This is a genomic window from Pseudomonas fluorescens Q2-87, from assembly GCF_000281895.1.
Lineage (GTDB): Bacteria > Pseudomonadota > Gammaproteobacteria > Pseudomonadales > Pseudomonadaceae > Aquipseudomonas > Aquipseudomonas fluorescens_S.
The window spans coordinates 686,556-701,683 of record NZ_CM001558.1; the positions used below are offsets into that span (position 1 = coordinate 686,556).

At 57.3% G+C, this 15,128-nt stretch carries 3 protein-coding genes, 2 tRNA genes and 3 rRNA genes; all 8 read left to right on the forward strand.

Going from position 1 to position 15,128, the window contains the following annotated elements:
* Nucleotides 1–495 precede the first annotated feature (495 nt).
* Nucleotides 496–2,032: ribosomal RNA gene (locus tag PFLQ2_RS24355) — 16S ribosomal RNA — on the forward strand.
* A gap of 122 nt (nt 2,033–2,154) precedes the next feature.
* Nucleotides 2,155–2,231: transfer RNA gene (locus tag PFLQ2_RS24350), tRNA-Ile, on the forward strand.
* Between the two features lie 10 nt (nt 2,232–2,241).
* A tRNA-Ala gene (locus tag PFLQ2_RS24345) sits at nt 2,242–2,317 on the forward strand.
* A 242-nt stretch (nt 2,318–2,559) separates the two neighbouring features.
* Nucleotides 2,560–5,439, forward strand: a 23S ribosomal RNA gene (locus PFLQ2_RS24340).
* Nucleotides 5,440–5,607: 168 nt separating this feature from the next.
* A 5S ribosomal RNA gene (gene rrf, locus PFLQ2_RS24335) occupies nt 5,608–5,723 on the forward strand.
* Together the 16S, 23S and 5S rRNA genes with 2 tRNA genes alongside form the textbook arrangement of a ribosomal RNA operon.
* 155 nt (nt 5,724–5,878) lie before the next feature.
* Nucleotides 5,879–9,331 carry an exodeoxyribonuclease V subunit gamma gene (recC, locus tag PFLQ2_RS24330; RefSeq protein ID WP_003177732.1) on the forward strand — a complete coding sequence of 1,151 codons (3,453 nt, stop codon included), beginning with the start codon at nt 5,879–5,881 and terminating at the stop codon, nt 9,329–9,331.
* Nucleotides 9,328–13,017 carry an exodeoxyribonuclease V subunit beta gene (gene recB, locus PFLQ2_RS24325; protein WP_003177733.1) on the forward strand — a complete coding sequence of 1,230 codons (3,690 nt, stop codon included), beginning with the start codon at nt 9,328–9,330 and terminating at the stop codon, nt 13,015–13,017. Before recC ends, recB begins: the two co-directional genes overlap by 4 nt.
* On the forward strand, nt 13,014–15,128 hold the full coding sequence (gene recD, locus PFLQ2_RS24320; RefSeq protein ID WP_003177735.1) for an exodeoxyribonuclease V subunit alpha: 2,115 nt from the start codon (nt 13,014–13,016) through the stop codon (nt 15,126–15,128). The genes recB and recD overlap by 4 nt, the downstream gene beginning before the upstream one ends.

Consider the following 15,128-nt stretch of genomic DNA (forward strand, 5'->3'; position numbering starts at 1 on the left):
CGAACGGAAACTCCTTGAGATTCAACGAGTTAAGTAGGTTTCGAAGGTGCAGGGCTTCAGTTCATCGAGGTCCGGAAGGAGTTGATGGGGCGGTGTTGTAAGGCTCTGTTGACGATTCGATCTTCTCGGTCGAAAGCGGTGAAAAAGAGGTGTTGACAGCAGCGAGTAACGCTGTAGAATTCGCCTCCCGCTAACGAGAGATCGGAAGCGCAAGTGGTTGAAGTTGTTGATGTTTCCCAAGCGAAACTTTAAAAACTTCTGAAAATAACCGCTTGACAGCAACACCAGGCGCTGTAGAATGCGCGCCTCGGTTGAGACGAAAGAATCAACCCGCCGCTCTTTAACAACTGAATCAAGCAATTCGTGTGGGTGCTTGTGGGGTCAGACTGCTAGTCAACAGATTATCAGCATCACAAGTTACTCCGCGAGAAATCAAAGATGTAACCAACGATTGCTGAGCCAAGTTTAGGGTTTTCTCAAAACCCAAAGATGTTTGAACTGAAGAGTTTGATCATGGCTCAGATTGAACGCTGGCGGCAGGCCTAACACATGCAAGTCGAGCGGTAGAGAGGTGCTTGCACCTCTTGAGAGCGGCGGACGGGTGAGTAATGCCTAGGAATCTGCCTGGTAGTGGGGGATAACGCTCGGAAACGGACGCTAATACCGCATACGTCCTACGGGAGAAAGCAGGGGACCTTCGGGCCTTGCGCTATCAGATGAGCCTAGGTCGGATTAGCTAGTTGGTGGGGTAATGGCTCACCAAGGCGACGATCCGTAACTGGTCTGAGAGGATGATCAGTCACACTGGAACTGAGACACGGTCCAGACTCCTACGGGAGGCAGCAGTGGGGAATATTGGACAATGGGCGAAAGCCTGATCCAGCCATGCCGCGTGTGTGAAGAAGGTCTTCGGATTGTAAAGCACTTTAAGTTGGGAGGAAGGGCATTAACCTAATACGTTAGTGTTTTGACGTTACCGACAGAATAAGCACCGGCTAACTCTGTGCCAGCAGCCGCGGTAATACAGAGGGTGCAAGCGTTAATCGGAATTACTGGGCGTAAAGCGCGCGTAGGTGGTTCGTTAAGTTGGATGTGAAATCCCCGGGCTCAACCTGGGAACTGCATTCAAAACTGTCGAGCTAGAGTATGGTAGAGGGTGGTGGAATTTCCTGTGTAGCGGTGAAATGCGTAGATATAGGAAGGAACACCAGTGGCGAAGGCGACCACCTGGACTGATACTGACACTGAGGTGCGAAAGCGTGGGGAGCAAACAGGATTAGATACCCTGGTAGTCCACGCCGTAAACGATGTCAACTAGCCGTTGGGAGCCTTGAGCTCTTAGTGGCGCAGCTAACGCATTAAGTTGACCGCCTGGGGAGTACGGCCGCAAGGTTAAAACTCAAATGAATTGACGGGGGCCCGCACAAGCGGTGGAGCATGTGGTTTAATTCGAAGCAACGCGAAGAACCTTACCAGGCCTTGACATCCAATGAACTTTCCAGAGATGGATGGGTGCCTTCGGGAACATTGAGACAGGTGCTGCATGGCTGTCGTCAGCTCGTGTCGTGAGATGTTGGGTTAAGTCCCGTAACGAGCGCAACCCTTGTCCTTAGTTACCAGCACGTTATGGTGGGCACTCTAAGGAGACTGCCGGTGACAAACCGGAGGAAGGTGGGGATGACGTCAAGTCATCATGGCCCTTACGGCCTGGGCTACACACGTGCTACAATGGTCGGTACAGAGGGTTGCCAAGCCGCGAGGTGGAGCTAATCCCACAAAACCGATCGTAGTCCGGATCGCAGTCTGCAACTCGACTGCGTGAAGTCGGAATCGCTAGTAATCGCGAATCAGAATGTCGCGGTGAATACGTTCCCGGGCCTTGTACACACCGCCCGTCACACCATGGGAGTGGGTTGCACCAGAAGTAGCTAGTCTAACCTTCGGGAGGACGGTTACCACGGTGTGATTCATGACTGGGGTGAAGTCGTAACAAGGTAGCCGTAGGGGAGCCTGCGGCTGGATCACCTCCTTAATCGACGACCGCAGCTGCTTCATGAGCTCCCACACGAATTGCTTGATTCATTGAAGAAGACGATAGAAGCAGCTTTAAGCTCCAAGCTGATAGCTCACGCTAACAGTTACAAGCTCGAAATTGGGTCTGTAGCTCAGTTGGTTAGAGCGCACCCCTGATAAGGGTGAGGTCGGCAGTTCGAATCTGCCCAGACCCACCAATTTTGTTATGGGGCCATAGCTCAGCTGGGAGAGCGCCTGCCTTGCACGCAGGAGGTCAGCGGTTCGATCCCGCTTGGCTCCACCATAAACTGCTTCTGAAAGCTTAGAAATGAGCATTCCATCACGGTGATGATGAATGTTGATTTCTAGTCTTTTGATTAGATCGTTCTTTAAAAATTTGGGTATGTGATAGAAAGATAGACTGGACGTTACTTTCACTGGTAACGGATCAGGCTAAGGTAAAATTTGTGAGTTCTCTTAGTTGAGAAATTCGAATTTTCGGCGAATGTCGTCTTCACAGTATAACCAGATTGCTTGGGGTTATATGGTCAAGTGAAGAAGCGCATACGGTGGATGCCTTGGCAGTCAGAGGCGATGAAAGACGTGGTAGCCTGCGAAAAGCTTCGGGGAGTCGGCAAACAGACTTTGATCCGGAGATGTCTGAATGGGGGAACCCAGCCATCATAAGATGGTTATCTTGTACTGAATACATAGGTGCAAGAGGCGAACCAGGGGAACTGAAACATCTAAGTACCCTGAGGAAAAGAAATCAACCGAGATTCCCTTAGTAGTGGCGAGCGAACGGGGACTAGCCCTTAAGCTTCTTTGATTTTAGCGGAACGCTCTGGAAAGTGCGGCCATAGTGGGTGATAGCCCTGTACGCGAAAGGATCTTAGAAGTGAAATCGAGTAGGACGGAGCACGAGAAACTTTGTCTGAATATGGGGGGACCATCCTCCAAGGCTAAATACTACTGACTGACCGATAGTGAACTAGTACCGTGAGGGAAAGGCGAAAAGAACCCCGGAGAGGGGAGTGAAATAGATCCTGAAACCGTATGCGTACAAGCAGTGGGAGCCCACTTTGTTGGGTGACTGCGTACCTTTTGTATAATGGGTCAGCGACTTATTTTCAGTGGCGAGCTTAACCGAATAGGGGAGGCGTAGCGAAAGCGAGTCTTAATAGGGCGTCTAGTCGCTGGGAATAGACCCGAAACCGGGCGATCTATCCATGGGCAGGTTGAAGGTTGGGTAACACTAACTGGAGGACCGAACCGACTACCGTTGAAAAGTTAGCGGATGACCTGTGGATCGGAGTGAAAGGCTAATCAAGCTCGGAGATAGCTGGTTCTCCTCGAAAGCTATTTAGGTAGCGCCTCATGTATCACTGTAGGGGGTAGAGCACTGTTTCGGCTAGGGGGTCATCCCGACTTACCAAACCGATGCAAACTCCGAATACCTACAAGTGCCGAGCATGGGAGACACACGGCGGGTGCTAACGTCCGTCGTGAAAAGGGAAACAACCCAGACCGTCAGCTAAGGTCCCAAAGTTATGGTTAAGTGGGAAACGATGTGGGAAGGCTTAGACAGCTAGGAGGTTGGCTTAGAAGCAGCCACCCTTTAAAGAAAGCGTAATAGCTCACTAGTCGAGTCGGCCTGCGCGGAAGATGTAACGGGGCTCAAACCATACACCGAAGCTACGGGTATCACTTAGGTGATGCGGTAGAGGAGCGTTCTGTAAGCCTGTGAAGGTGAGTTGAGAAGCTTGCTGGAGGTATCAGAAGTGCGAATGCTGACATGAGTAACGACAATGGGTGTGAAAAACACCCACGCCGAAAGACCAAGGTTTCCTGCGCAACGTTAATCGACGCAGGGTTAGTCGGTCCCTAAGGCGAGGCTGAAAAGCGTAGTCGATGGAAAACAGGTTAATATTCCTGTACTTCTGGTTATTGCGATGGAGGGACGGAGAAGGCTAGGCCAGCTTGGCGTTGGTTGTCCAAGTTTAAGGTGGTAGGCTGGAATCTTAGGTAAATCCGGGATTCCAAGGCCGAGAGCTGATGACGAGTTACCCTTTGGGTGACGAAGTGGTTGATGCCATGCTTCCAAGAAAAGCTTCTAAGCTTCAGGTAACCAGGAACCGTACCCCAAACCGACACAGGTGGTTGGGTAGAGAATACCAAGGCGCTTGAGAGAACTCGGGTGAAGGAACTAGGCAAAATGGCACCGTAACTTCGGGAGAAGGTGCGCCGGTGAGGGTGAAGCACTTGCTGCGTAAGCCCACGCCGGTCGAAGATACCAGGCCGCTGCGACTGTTTATTAAAAACACAGCACTCTGCAAACACGAAAGTGGACGTATAGGGTGTGACGCCTGCCCGGTGCCGGAAGGTTAATTGATGGGGTTAGCTAACGCGAAGCTCTTGATCGAAGCCCCGGTAAACGGCGGCCGTAACTATAACGGTCCTAAGGTAGCGAAATTCCTTGTCGGGTAAGTTCCGACCTGCACGAATGGCGTAACGATGGCGGCGCTGTCTCCACCCGAGACTCAGTGAAATTGAAATCGCTGTGAAGATGCAGTGTATCCGCGGCTAGACGGAAAGACCCCGTGAACCTTTACTATAGCTTTGCACTGGACTTTGAATTTGCTTGTGTAGGATAGGTGGGAGGCTTTGAAGCGTGGACGCCAGTTCGCGTGGAGCCATCCTTGAAATACCACCCTGGCAACTTTGAGGTTCTAACTCAGGTCCGTTATCCGGATCGAGGACAGTGTATGGTGGGTAGTTTGACTGGGGCGGTCTCCTCCTAAAGAGTAACGGAGGAGTACGAAGGTGCGCTCAGACCGGTCGGAAATCGGTCGTAGAGTATAAAGGCAAAAGCGCGCTTGACTGCGAGACAGACACGTCGAGCAGGTACGAAAGTAGGTCTTAGTGATCCGGTGGTTCTGTATGGAAGGGCCATCGCTCAACGGATAAAAGGTACTCCGGGGATAACAGGCTGATACCGCCCAAGAGTTCATATCGACGGCGGTGTTTGGCACCTCGATGTCGGCTCATCACATCCTGGGGCTGAAGCCGGTCCCAAGGGTATGGCTGTTCGCCATTTAAAGTGGTACGCGAGCTGGGTTTAGAACGTCGTGAGACAGTTCGGTCCCTATCTGCCGTGGACGTTTGAGATTTGAGAGGGGCTGCTCCTAGTACGAGAGGACCGGAGTGGACGAACCTCTGGTGTTCCGGTTGTCACGCCAGTGGCATGCGGGTAGCTATGTCGGGAAGATACCGCTGAAAGCATCTAGCGGGAACTGCCTCAAGATGAGATCTCACTGGGACTTGAGTCCCTGAAGGGCGTCGAAGACTACGACGTTGATAGGCAGGGTGTGTAAGCGCTGTGAGGCGTTGAGCTAACTGTACTAATTGCCCGTGAGGCTTGACCATATAACACCCAAGCAATTTGCTTGCTTCGAGCTGAAAAGCGAACGAGCACCAGATTGCGGTGTGTGAAGACGAAACGAACCGAAAGTTCGAACGTCACAAAACACCGAAACCTATCACATACCCATTCGCTGGAACGTGACCGCAAGGCACGCGCTGGCTACCGAATTTCTTGACGACCATAGAGCATTGGAACCACCTGATCCCATCCCGAACTCAGCAGTGAAACGATGCATCGCCGATGGTAGTGTGGGGTTTCCCCATGTGAGAGTAGGTCATCGTCAAGATTAAATTCCAAAACCCCTATCTGCTGACGCAGGTAGGGGTTTTGTTTTGCCCGCAGGAAAGTTCTTACGATAGGTACGGAAAGGTCCCGGCTGTCACAGCCCCCCGACAGTGCTAAGGTTCTGCCCTAGCTTTTGCATTTTCAAGGATGCCCTTCATGCCGGACGCAACGTCCCTTAGCCCAGCTTTCATGGTGGTTCACGGGAATCGCCTTGATGAATTGCGCAGCCTGGTGATCAGCTTGATGCGGCGCTATCCGCTGGCACCTCTTGAGAATGAAATCGCCCTGGTCCAGAGCAACGGTATTGCACAATGGCTCAAGCTAGCCCTTGCTGAAGATCCGGAAGAAGACGATAGCGGCGGCTGCGGTATCGCCGCAGCCATTGACGTGCAGCTACCTGGCAGCTTCATGTGGCAACTCTATCGAACCGTGCTGGGCCGCGACGAAATCCCGGCCAAATCCCTGCTGGATAAAGCCCCGCTGACTTGGCGGCTGATGCGCCTCCTGCCCCAATTGATCGAGCAGCCTCATTTCGAGCCTTTGCGGCGATTTCTCACTCATGACACAGACTTGCGCAAGCGCTATCAATTGTCCGAACGCCTTGCCGATCTGTTCGACCAATACCAAGTGTACCGGGCTGACTGGCTTGAAGACTGGGCTGAAGGTCGACATCAAACACGGAATGTCCGAGGCGAAATAAAACCGCTCGCACCGGCCAATTGCTGGCAAGCGGAACTGTGGCGCGCCTTATTGCTAGATGTGGGGGAGCAAGGCATGGCCCAAAGCCGTGCCGGCGTACACCAACGCTACATCGAACGCATCAACAACCTGGAAGTCGCGCCCAAAGGCCTGCCTGCGCGGGTGATCGTGTTCGGTATTTCTTCGCTGCCCGCCCAAGCGCTCGAGGCGCTCGCCGGTCTGTCCCGGTTCAGCCAGGTTCTGTTGTGCGTCCATAACCCGTGCCGTCACCACTGGGCGGACATCGTGGCCGACAAGGATCTGCTGCGTCACCAATACAAGCGTCAGGCGCGCAAGGCCGGGATGCCTGTCGCGCTCGATCCGCAGACTTTGCATCAGCATGCTCATCCACTTCTGGCCGCCTGGGGCAAGCAGGGGCGCGACTATATCAACCTGCTCGACAGCTACGATGACCCCAACAGCTATCGTTCGGTGTTTCGCGACGGGCGTATCGATCTCTTCAGCGACGCGACTCCCACGTCCATTCTCAGCCAGTTGCAGGATGACATCCTGGAGCTTCGTCCCCTCAACGAAACACGAACGCATTGGCCTGCGGTCGATACCGCGCGAGACGGGTCGATCCGTTTCCATGTTGCTCACAGCGCCCAGCGTGAAGTAGAGATTCTCCATGATCAGTTGCTGGCCCACTTCAGTGCGGATCCGGCGCTGCGCCCTCGGGATATCATCGTCATGGTTCCGGACATCGACAGTTATGCGCCGCATATTCGCGCGGTGTTCGGCCAGCTCGACAGGACTGATCCCCGCTTCATTCCGTTCACACTGACCGACCAGGGCCAGCGCGGACGTGATCCTCTGCTGATTGCCGTCGAGCATTTGCTCAAGCTGCCCGACAGTCGCTTTCCGGTCAGTGAAATCCTCGATCTGCTGGATGTCCCGGCGCTGCGAGAACGGTTCGGCATCGACGAAGCCGACCTGCCCACACTGCATCGTTGGATCGAAGGCGCTGGTATTCGCTGGGGAATGAACGCCGAACATCGTGCTGGTTTGGGTTTACCCGCAGAGCTTGAGCAGAACAGCTGGCGCTTTGGTCTGCGGCGCATGCTGCTGGGGTATGCCGTGGGCAGTTCGCACGCCTACGAAGGCATCGAACCCTATGATGAAATTGGCGGCCTGGATGCGGCCCTGATTGGTCCTCTGGTCGCTTTGCTGGATGCGTTGGAGATTGCCCACCAGGAGCTCACTCGGCCGGCGACACCACAGGACTGGGGCGCGCGTCTGCAGCAACTGATGCAGCTGTTTTTCCAGGCTAGCAACGAGCACGACGACTATCTGCTGGCCCAACTCGAAGATCTGCGTGAGTCCTGGCTGCAGATCTGTGAGTCGGTTGGCCTGCACGATGAACTGCCACTGACGGTGGTGCGTGAGGCCTGGTTGGCTGGGCTGGATCAAGGCCGCCTGTCCCAGCGCTTCCTGGCAGGTGCCGTCAATTTTTGTACTTTGATGCCGATGCGCGCGATCCCTTTCAAGCTGGTGTGCCTGCTGGGTATGAATGACGGAGATTACCCGCGAGCCCAGCCACCTCTGGATTTCGATCTGATGGGCAGCGACTATCGTCCGGGTGATCGGTCCCGGCGTGAAGATGACCGGTATCTGCTGTTGGAAGCGCTGCTGTCAGCCCGGGAAAAGCTTTACATCAGTTGGGTAGGTCGTAGCATTCGCGACAACAGTGACCGGCCGGCCTCGGTATTGATTGGCCAACTGCGCGATCATCTCGCCAGTGGGTGGCGAATGGAGGATGGCGGCAAGGACCTTCTCGAAGCCCTCACCCAAGAACATCCTTTGCAGCCGTTCAGCGCGCGCTATTTTCATCAGGGCGATGACTTGTTCAGCTATGCCAGCGAGTGGCGGATACTCCACGATACTCAGGACCGGCCCCCCAAGGCGCAGGTCCTGGAGCCCTACGTTCAGGAGGAGCCCTTGGGGCTCGGTCAGTTGCAGGATTTCCTGCGCAATCCGGTACGCCACTTTTTCAGCCAGCGACTCAAGATATTCTTTGAGGCAATCGAAGCACCCCTGGCTGACGATGAGCCGTTCGTTCTCGATGCGCTTGAGCGTTACAGCCTGAGCGACAGTCTTCTTGAGGCCGCCCTGGTTCGCCTTGACCAGTCGGACCTCGCCCTGGCCGCCCACGCCAAGCGACTCCAGAACAGTGGCCTGCTACCAATGGCCGGCTTCGGTGAGTGCATGCAACGTGAATTGATCGAGCCCTTGCCGGACCTGCTCCAGCGTTACCAACAGCTCCTGGCGTTATGGCCCACACCGCTGGCCAGCGCCGTGCCTGTCAATTTGCAATTACACGGTGTGAATGTCGAAGGATGGCTCAGCGGCTTACATCGACGCGCTGACGGCGCAGTCCTTGCCGTTACCGCCATCCCCAACAGCATCGGTTCCGCCAAGACCCGTAAATGGCATCGTTTGATACGGCCCTGGGTCAATCACCTGGTGGCCTGCGCCAATGGCCTGTCGATGACCACGGCGCTGGTAGCCAGTGATGACAGCTTGCTGCTGGCTCCTTTTGAACAGTCGGTCGCACAAAGGCTGCTCGGTGATTTGTTGCAAGCCTGGCAGACCGGCATGCGCCAACCGCTGCCGGTAGCGGTGAAGACTGCGTTTGCCTGGCTTGGCCAGCATGATCCGGCCAAAGCCGATGCGGCTGCTCGAAAAGCTTACGAAGGTGACGGGCAGAACACTGAAGGTGAGCGTCGGGAAAGCCCGGCCTTGGCTCGACAGTTTTCCGACTTCGATGCCCTGACGGCCGACGAGACGTTCCCCGACTGGTGCAATGCGCTTTACCGTCCGCTGCTCGAAGCCCCATGGCATTCATCTGTCGGCGAGGAGCCACGCTCATGAGTCGACAGACCCCATTGGCCCTGGCTTTTCCGCTACGTGGCAGTCAACTGATCGAGGCCAGTGCAGGCACCGGCAAGACCTTTACCATCTCGGCGTTGTACCTGCGTCTGGTCCTGGGCCATGGCGGCCCGGCGTCTGGGTTCGGTCGCGAGTTGCTTCCTCCGCAAATCCTGGTGGTGACCTTTACGGACGCTGCCACCAAAGAGTTGCGCGAACGCATTCGCACCCGTCTCGCCGAGGCGGCACGTTTCTTTCGCGATGAGATTCTCGCTCCGGATTCGTTAATTGCAGAGCTGCGCAACGAGTTCGAGGCTGAGCAATGGCCTGGCTGTGCGAACCGGTTGGATATAGCCGCGCAGTGGATGGACGAAGCTGCCGTGTCGACCATTCACAGTTGGTGCCAGCGCATGTTGCGCGAACACGCGTTCGACAGCGGTAGCCTGTTTACCCAGACCCTGGAAACCGATCACAGCGAGTTGCTCGGCGAGGTGCTGCGTGATTACTGGCGGTTGTTTTGCTACTCGATGCAGGGCGAGGCTCTGAACTGGGTACGTACCCATTGGGGAGGCCCCGCTGCGCTGTTGCCCCGGGTGAGAGGATTATTTTCCAGTGAGCGCGATGACGGTGACGGGCTTGAGCCCGCTGAACTCATCGCGGCATCCCTGCAGGAGCGCAGTGCCGCGCTGCTCGATCTCAAGGCACCGTGGCGGCAATGGGCCGTGGAGTTGCTGGAGATTTGCCAGCAAGGCGTGGCGAACAAGTCTGTCGACGGGCGCAAGATGCAGGCTCGCTACTTCGAACCGTGGTTTCAGAAAATCACCGCATGGGTGGAAGACGAAAGCCTCGAGTTGTTGGACATCGGCACCGGCTTCACTCGCCTGACTCCCGATGGCATGGCTGAAGCCTGGAAAGGCGAAGTGCCCAGCCATCCAGGCCTGGACGCCATGTCCGGTCTCAAGGCCAGCCTGGACGCGCTGCCCACGCCTGATGCCGCAGTGCTGCAACATGCCGCGCAATGGGTTGGCGCACGATTCGAGGCGGAAAAGCGTCGTCGGGCGGAAATGGGCTTCGATGACATGCTCCTGCGCCTGGACGCGGCTTTGCAGGCCGAGGGGGGAGAGCGCCTGGCGAGCCTGATCCGCGAACAGTTTCCAGTGGCGCTGATCGATGAGTTCCAGGACACCGATCCGGTTCAATACCGGATTTTCGAAAGCATCTACCGTATCGAAGAGAACAACCCGGACACCGGATTATTCCTGATCGGCGATCCGAAGCAGGCGATCTACGCGTTCCGCGGCGCCGACATCTATACCTATCTGCGCGCTCGTGAAGCCACTGAAGGCCGCTTGCACACCCTGGGCACGAACTTCCGTTCCAGCGATGCCATGGTCGGCGCGGTCAATCATATTTTCCAGAACGCCGAGTCTCGCCCGCAGGGGCGCGGGGCCTTTCTGTTCCGTGAACCGTCGGGTGAAAATCCGGTGCCGTTTTTGCCCGTTGAGTCCCAGGGACGCAAGGAGTCCTTGCAGGTTGCAGGACAGGCGGTTGCGGCATTGAACCTTTGGCACTTGTCATCCGATCAACCGCTTTCCGGTGCGGTGTATCGGCAAAACCTGGCGGCTGCCTGCGCCAGCGAGATCACGGCGTTACTCAATGGCGGCCAGTCGGGTCGCGACGGCTTCATCAGCGACGCACAGGCACTGCGCGGATTGCGCCCGGCGGACATCGCCGTCCTGGTACGCGACGGTAAAGAGGCGCAGGCCGTGCGAGACGAGATGTCCGCACGGGGAGTGCGCAGTGTCTATCTATCCGATAAAGACTCGGTCTTTGCTTCGCAGGAAGCGCGTGACTTGCTGACGTGGTTACGGGCTTGCGCGGAGCCGGATGTTGAACGGCCGCTGCGAGCCGCGCTGGCCAGCATCACGTTGAACCTGCCACTGACGGAGCTGGAGCGTCTCAATCAGGATGAGCTGGCCTGGGAAGCCCGGGTCATGCAGTTTCGTCGTTATCGCACCGTCTGGCGCACCCAGGGGGTGCTGCCCATGTTGCGGCGCCTGCTGCATGATTTCGAATTGCCCCAGGCTTTAATGGCGCGCAGCGATGGCGAGCGGGTGCTGACCAACTTGCTGCATCTTTGCGAACTGTTGCAGCAGGCTGCCGGGGAGCTGGATGGCGAACAAGCCTTGATCCGGCATTTGTCCGAGCATCTGGCCCTTTCGGGGCAAGCGGGAGAAGAGCAGATCCTGCGACTGGAAAGCGATGAACAACTGGTCAAGGTAGTCACGATCCACAAGTCCAAGGGGCTTGAATATCCGTTGGTCTTCCTGCCCTTCATCTGTTCGTCGAAGCCGGTGGATGGCAGTCGATTGCCTTTGCATTATCACGATGAAGCCGGCAGGGCACAGATTAGCCTGAAGCCCACCGCCGAGCTGATTGCCAAGGCCGACGCCGAGCGCCTGGCCGAGGACCTGCGGCTGCTCTACGTGGCGCTGACCCGTGCACAGCATGCTTGCTGGCTGGGTGTGGCTGATCTCAAGCGGGGCAGCAACAGCAGTTCGATCCTGCACCTGTCCGCGTTGGGGTATCTGTTGGGCGGCGGTGCGCCGTTGACCGAATCGACCGAGCTGAGGCGCTGGCTGGAAGACTTGCAGCAGGGCTGTGCCGCGGTGAGTTGCCAGGAAATGCCTGAAGCCACCGATGAGCGTTACCACCCTCCACGTAACGACGCGGTATTGCTCGAGCCCCGAGTGCCCGTGCGAAAGGCCAGTGAAAACTGGTGGATTGCGTCCTATAGCGCTTTGCGCATCGGGGAGAGCCTGAGCGAAGGCAGCGACGCCGCGCCAGAAAATCCGCAGGCCCAGAAACTGTTCGACGACGAGCGGCTCGATCCGGATGCGCCTAGGGAGCTCATGGCTGTCGGCGGCGACATCCATCGTTTTCCACGCGGTCCCAATCCCGGGACGTTCCTTCATGGCCTGCTGGAGTGGGCCGCCGGTGAAGGCTTCGCAGCTGCGCCGTCGGAGATTGAGGATGCCATTGCCCGACGCTGCAATCGCAGGGGATGGCAAGGTTGGATCCCTACGTTAAGCGACTGGCTGCAACACCTGGTCAAGACGCCCTTGCACATCGGCACCGACCAGGCGCCGGTGGTATTCGAGCAGTTGACTCAGTTCCAGATCGAAATGGAGTTCTGGTTCGCCAGCCACAAGGTTGATGTGCTCAAGCTCGATCAACTGGTATGCCGGTTCACCCATGGTGGTGTCGCCCGCGTCGCCGCCGAACCGGTGTTGCTCAACGGCATGTTCAAAGGGTTTATCGACTTGACGTTCGAACACGACGGCCGCTATTACGTCGCCGATTACAAATCCAACTGGTTGGGTGTCGATGACCTGGCGTACACCGCACAAGCCATGGAAAAGTCGATCCTGGACAATCGCTACGACCTGCAATACGTGTTGTACCTGCTGGCCCTGCATCGCCAGCTCAAGGCACGGCTTCCCGACTACGACTACGATCGGCATGTTGGCGGCGCGTTGTACCTGTTTCTCCGCGGTACTCGCTCAGCCAGCCAAGGCGTGTATTTCACCAAGCCGCCACGGGCGTTGATCGAACAACTGGACCGTTTGTTCCAGGGGGCGCCCGAGCCCAAGGCTGAGCCGGCGTGGGTCCAGGGAGAATTGCTATGAGCCGTTCGTTTGCCGATCTGCTGCCCAAATCTTCCGACGATGAGAGCCTGGTCGCCCTCGCGCCCTTGAGCCGTGCAGATGACCTGCTGCTGTTGCTGACGCGTTGGGTCGAGCGCGGCTGGCTGCGTGCCCTGGACAAGGCATTCGTCGCGTTCCTCCATGAGTTGGCGCCTGACGATGATCCGTTGGTCCTGCTTGCCGCTGCGCTCACCAGCCATCAGTTGGGCCATGGGCATGTCTGCCTGGACTTGTTCGAAACCCTCAAGGAACCGGACTTCGCCCTGTCGCTGCCGCCCGAAGGTGACCTGTTGCACGGTGCGATGCTGCTGCCATCGCAAATACTTCGCACGCTGGACGGTGGCCATTGGTGCAAGATCCTGGCTTCCAGCCCGCTGGTGGGCCTGGCTGTCGATGAAAGCGAAGAAGCGCAGCAGCGTCCGCTGGTGCTGTCCGGCAAGCGTCTTTACCTGCGTCGTTACTGGAGCTATGAACGGCGGATCGATGAAGCGCTGCGTCAACGGCTTGCTGAAGATGAAACCGCGCCCGGCGACCTGCGCGAGCGACTGGACGGGTTGTTCGGGCCCGCCCGTGCCGAAGGTCCTGTGGACTGGCAGAAACTGGCCTGCGCCCTGGCGACCCGGAGGGCTTTCAGCATCGTCACCGGCGGCCCGGGCACCGGCAAGACCACCACAGTGGTGCGCTTGCTGGCCTTGCTGCAGGCACCGGCCGTCGAAGCCGGCCAACCGTTGCGAATTCGCCTGGCTGCCCCCACCGGCAAGGCGGCGGCGCGCTTGACCGAGTCCATCAGCCAACAGGTCAGGAGCTTGGACGTGGACGACGCGGTGCGTGAACGCATCCCTTGCGATGTGACCACAGTCCATCGCTTGCTCGGCAGTCGACCCGGCACCCGGCATTTTCGCCACCACCGGGGCAATCGATTGCCGCTGGATGTGCTGGTGGTCGATGAAGCGTCCATGATCGATCTGGAGATGATGGCCAATCTGCTGGATGCGCTGCCGGCGCATGCGCGACTGGTGTTGCTGGGAGACAAGGATCAGTTGGCGTCGGTGGAGGCCGGTGCGGTGCTGGGGGATTTGTGCCGAGACGCAGAAGACGGCTGGTACAACGCCCAGACTCGCGCCTGGCTTGAATCGGTCAGTGGCGAAAACCTGGCGGCCAACGATCTGCAGCAAGATCTCGACGGGACCCATCCTTTGGCACAGCAAGTGGTCATGCTCAGGCATTCACGGCGTTTCGGCGAAGGCAGCGGTATTGGTCAGTTGGCCCGCTGGGTCAATCAACAACAACCGGAGCGCGCTCGCCAATTGCTGAAGGGCGGTCAACATGCCGATTTGTTTTCCCTGGCGCTAAAGGGTGAACAAGACGGGAACCTGGAGCGTTTGCTGCTGGAAGGCAAGCCAGAGGGACCACAGGGGTATCGGCACTACTTGAGTGTTCTGCGAGAGCATCGCCCGGACATTGCACGTCCGTTGCAAGACAACTGTTGGGCCGATTGGGCTCGGAAGGTCTTGTCGGCATTCGATGAATTCCAGTTGCTCTGCGCGGTGCGCAAAGGCCCGTGGGGTGTCGAAGGGCTGAACCAACGAATCACCGCCGCGCTGCTCAAGGCTCGTCTGATCGATAGCGATCACCAGTGGTACGAAGGGCGTCCGGTGCTGATGACTCGCAACGACTACGGGTTGGGGTTGATGAACGGCGATATCGGCATTGCCCTCAAGTTACCCGAGCGTGACGGGCCGGATGCCGGCAAGCAGGTCCTGCGGGTTGCCTTTCCTCGTAATGACGGCCAGGGCGGTGTGCGCTTTGTCCTGCCCAGCCGCCTGAACGATGTGGAAACCGTGTATGCCATGACGGTGCATAAATCCCAAGGTTCGGAATTCACCCACACGGCGTTGATTCTCCCGGATGCGTTGAATCCTGTATTGACCAAGGAGCTGGTCTACACCGCCATCACCCGGGGCAAGCAGTGGTTCAGCCTGATCGAGCCACGAGCGGGTGTCTTTGAAGAGGCAGTGCGGCGCAAGGTCAAACGCTTGAGCGGGCTGATGCTCGAGCTTGAGCTGGCGGACTCCATCCCTCGGGTTCGGTGA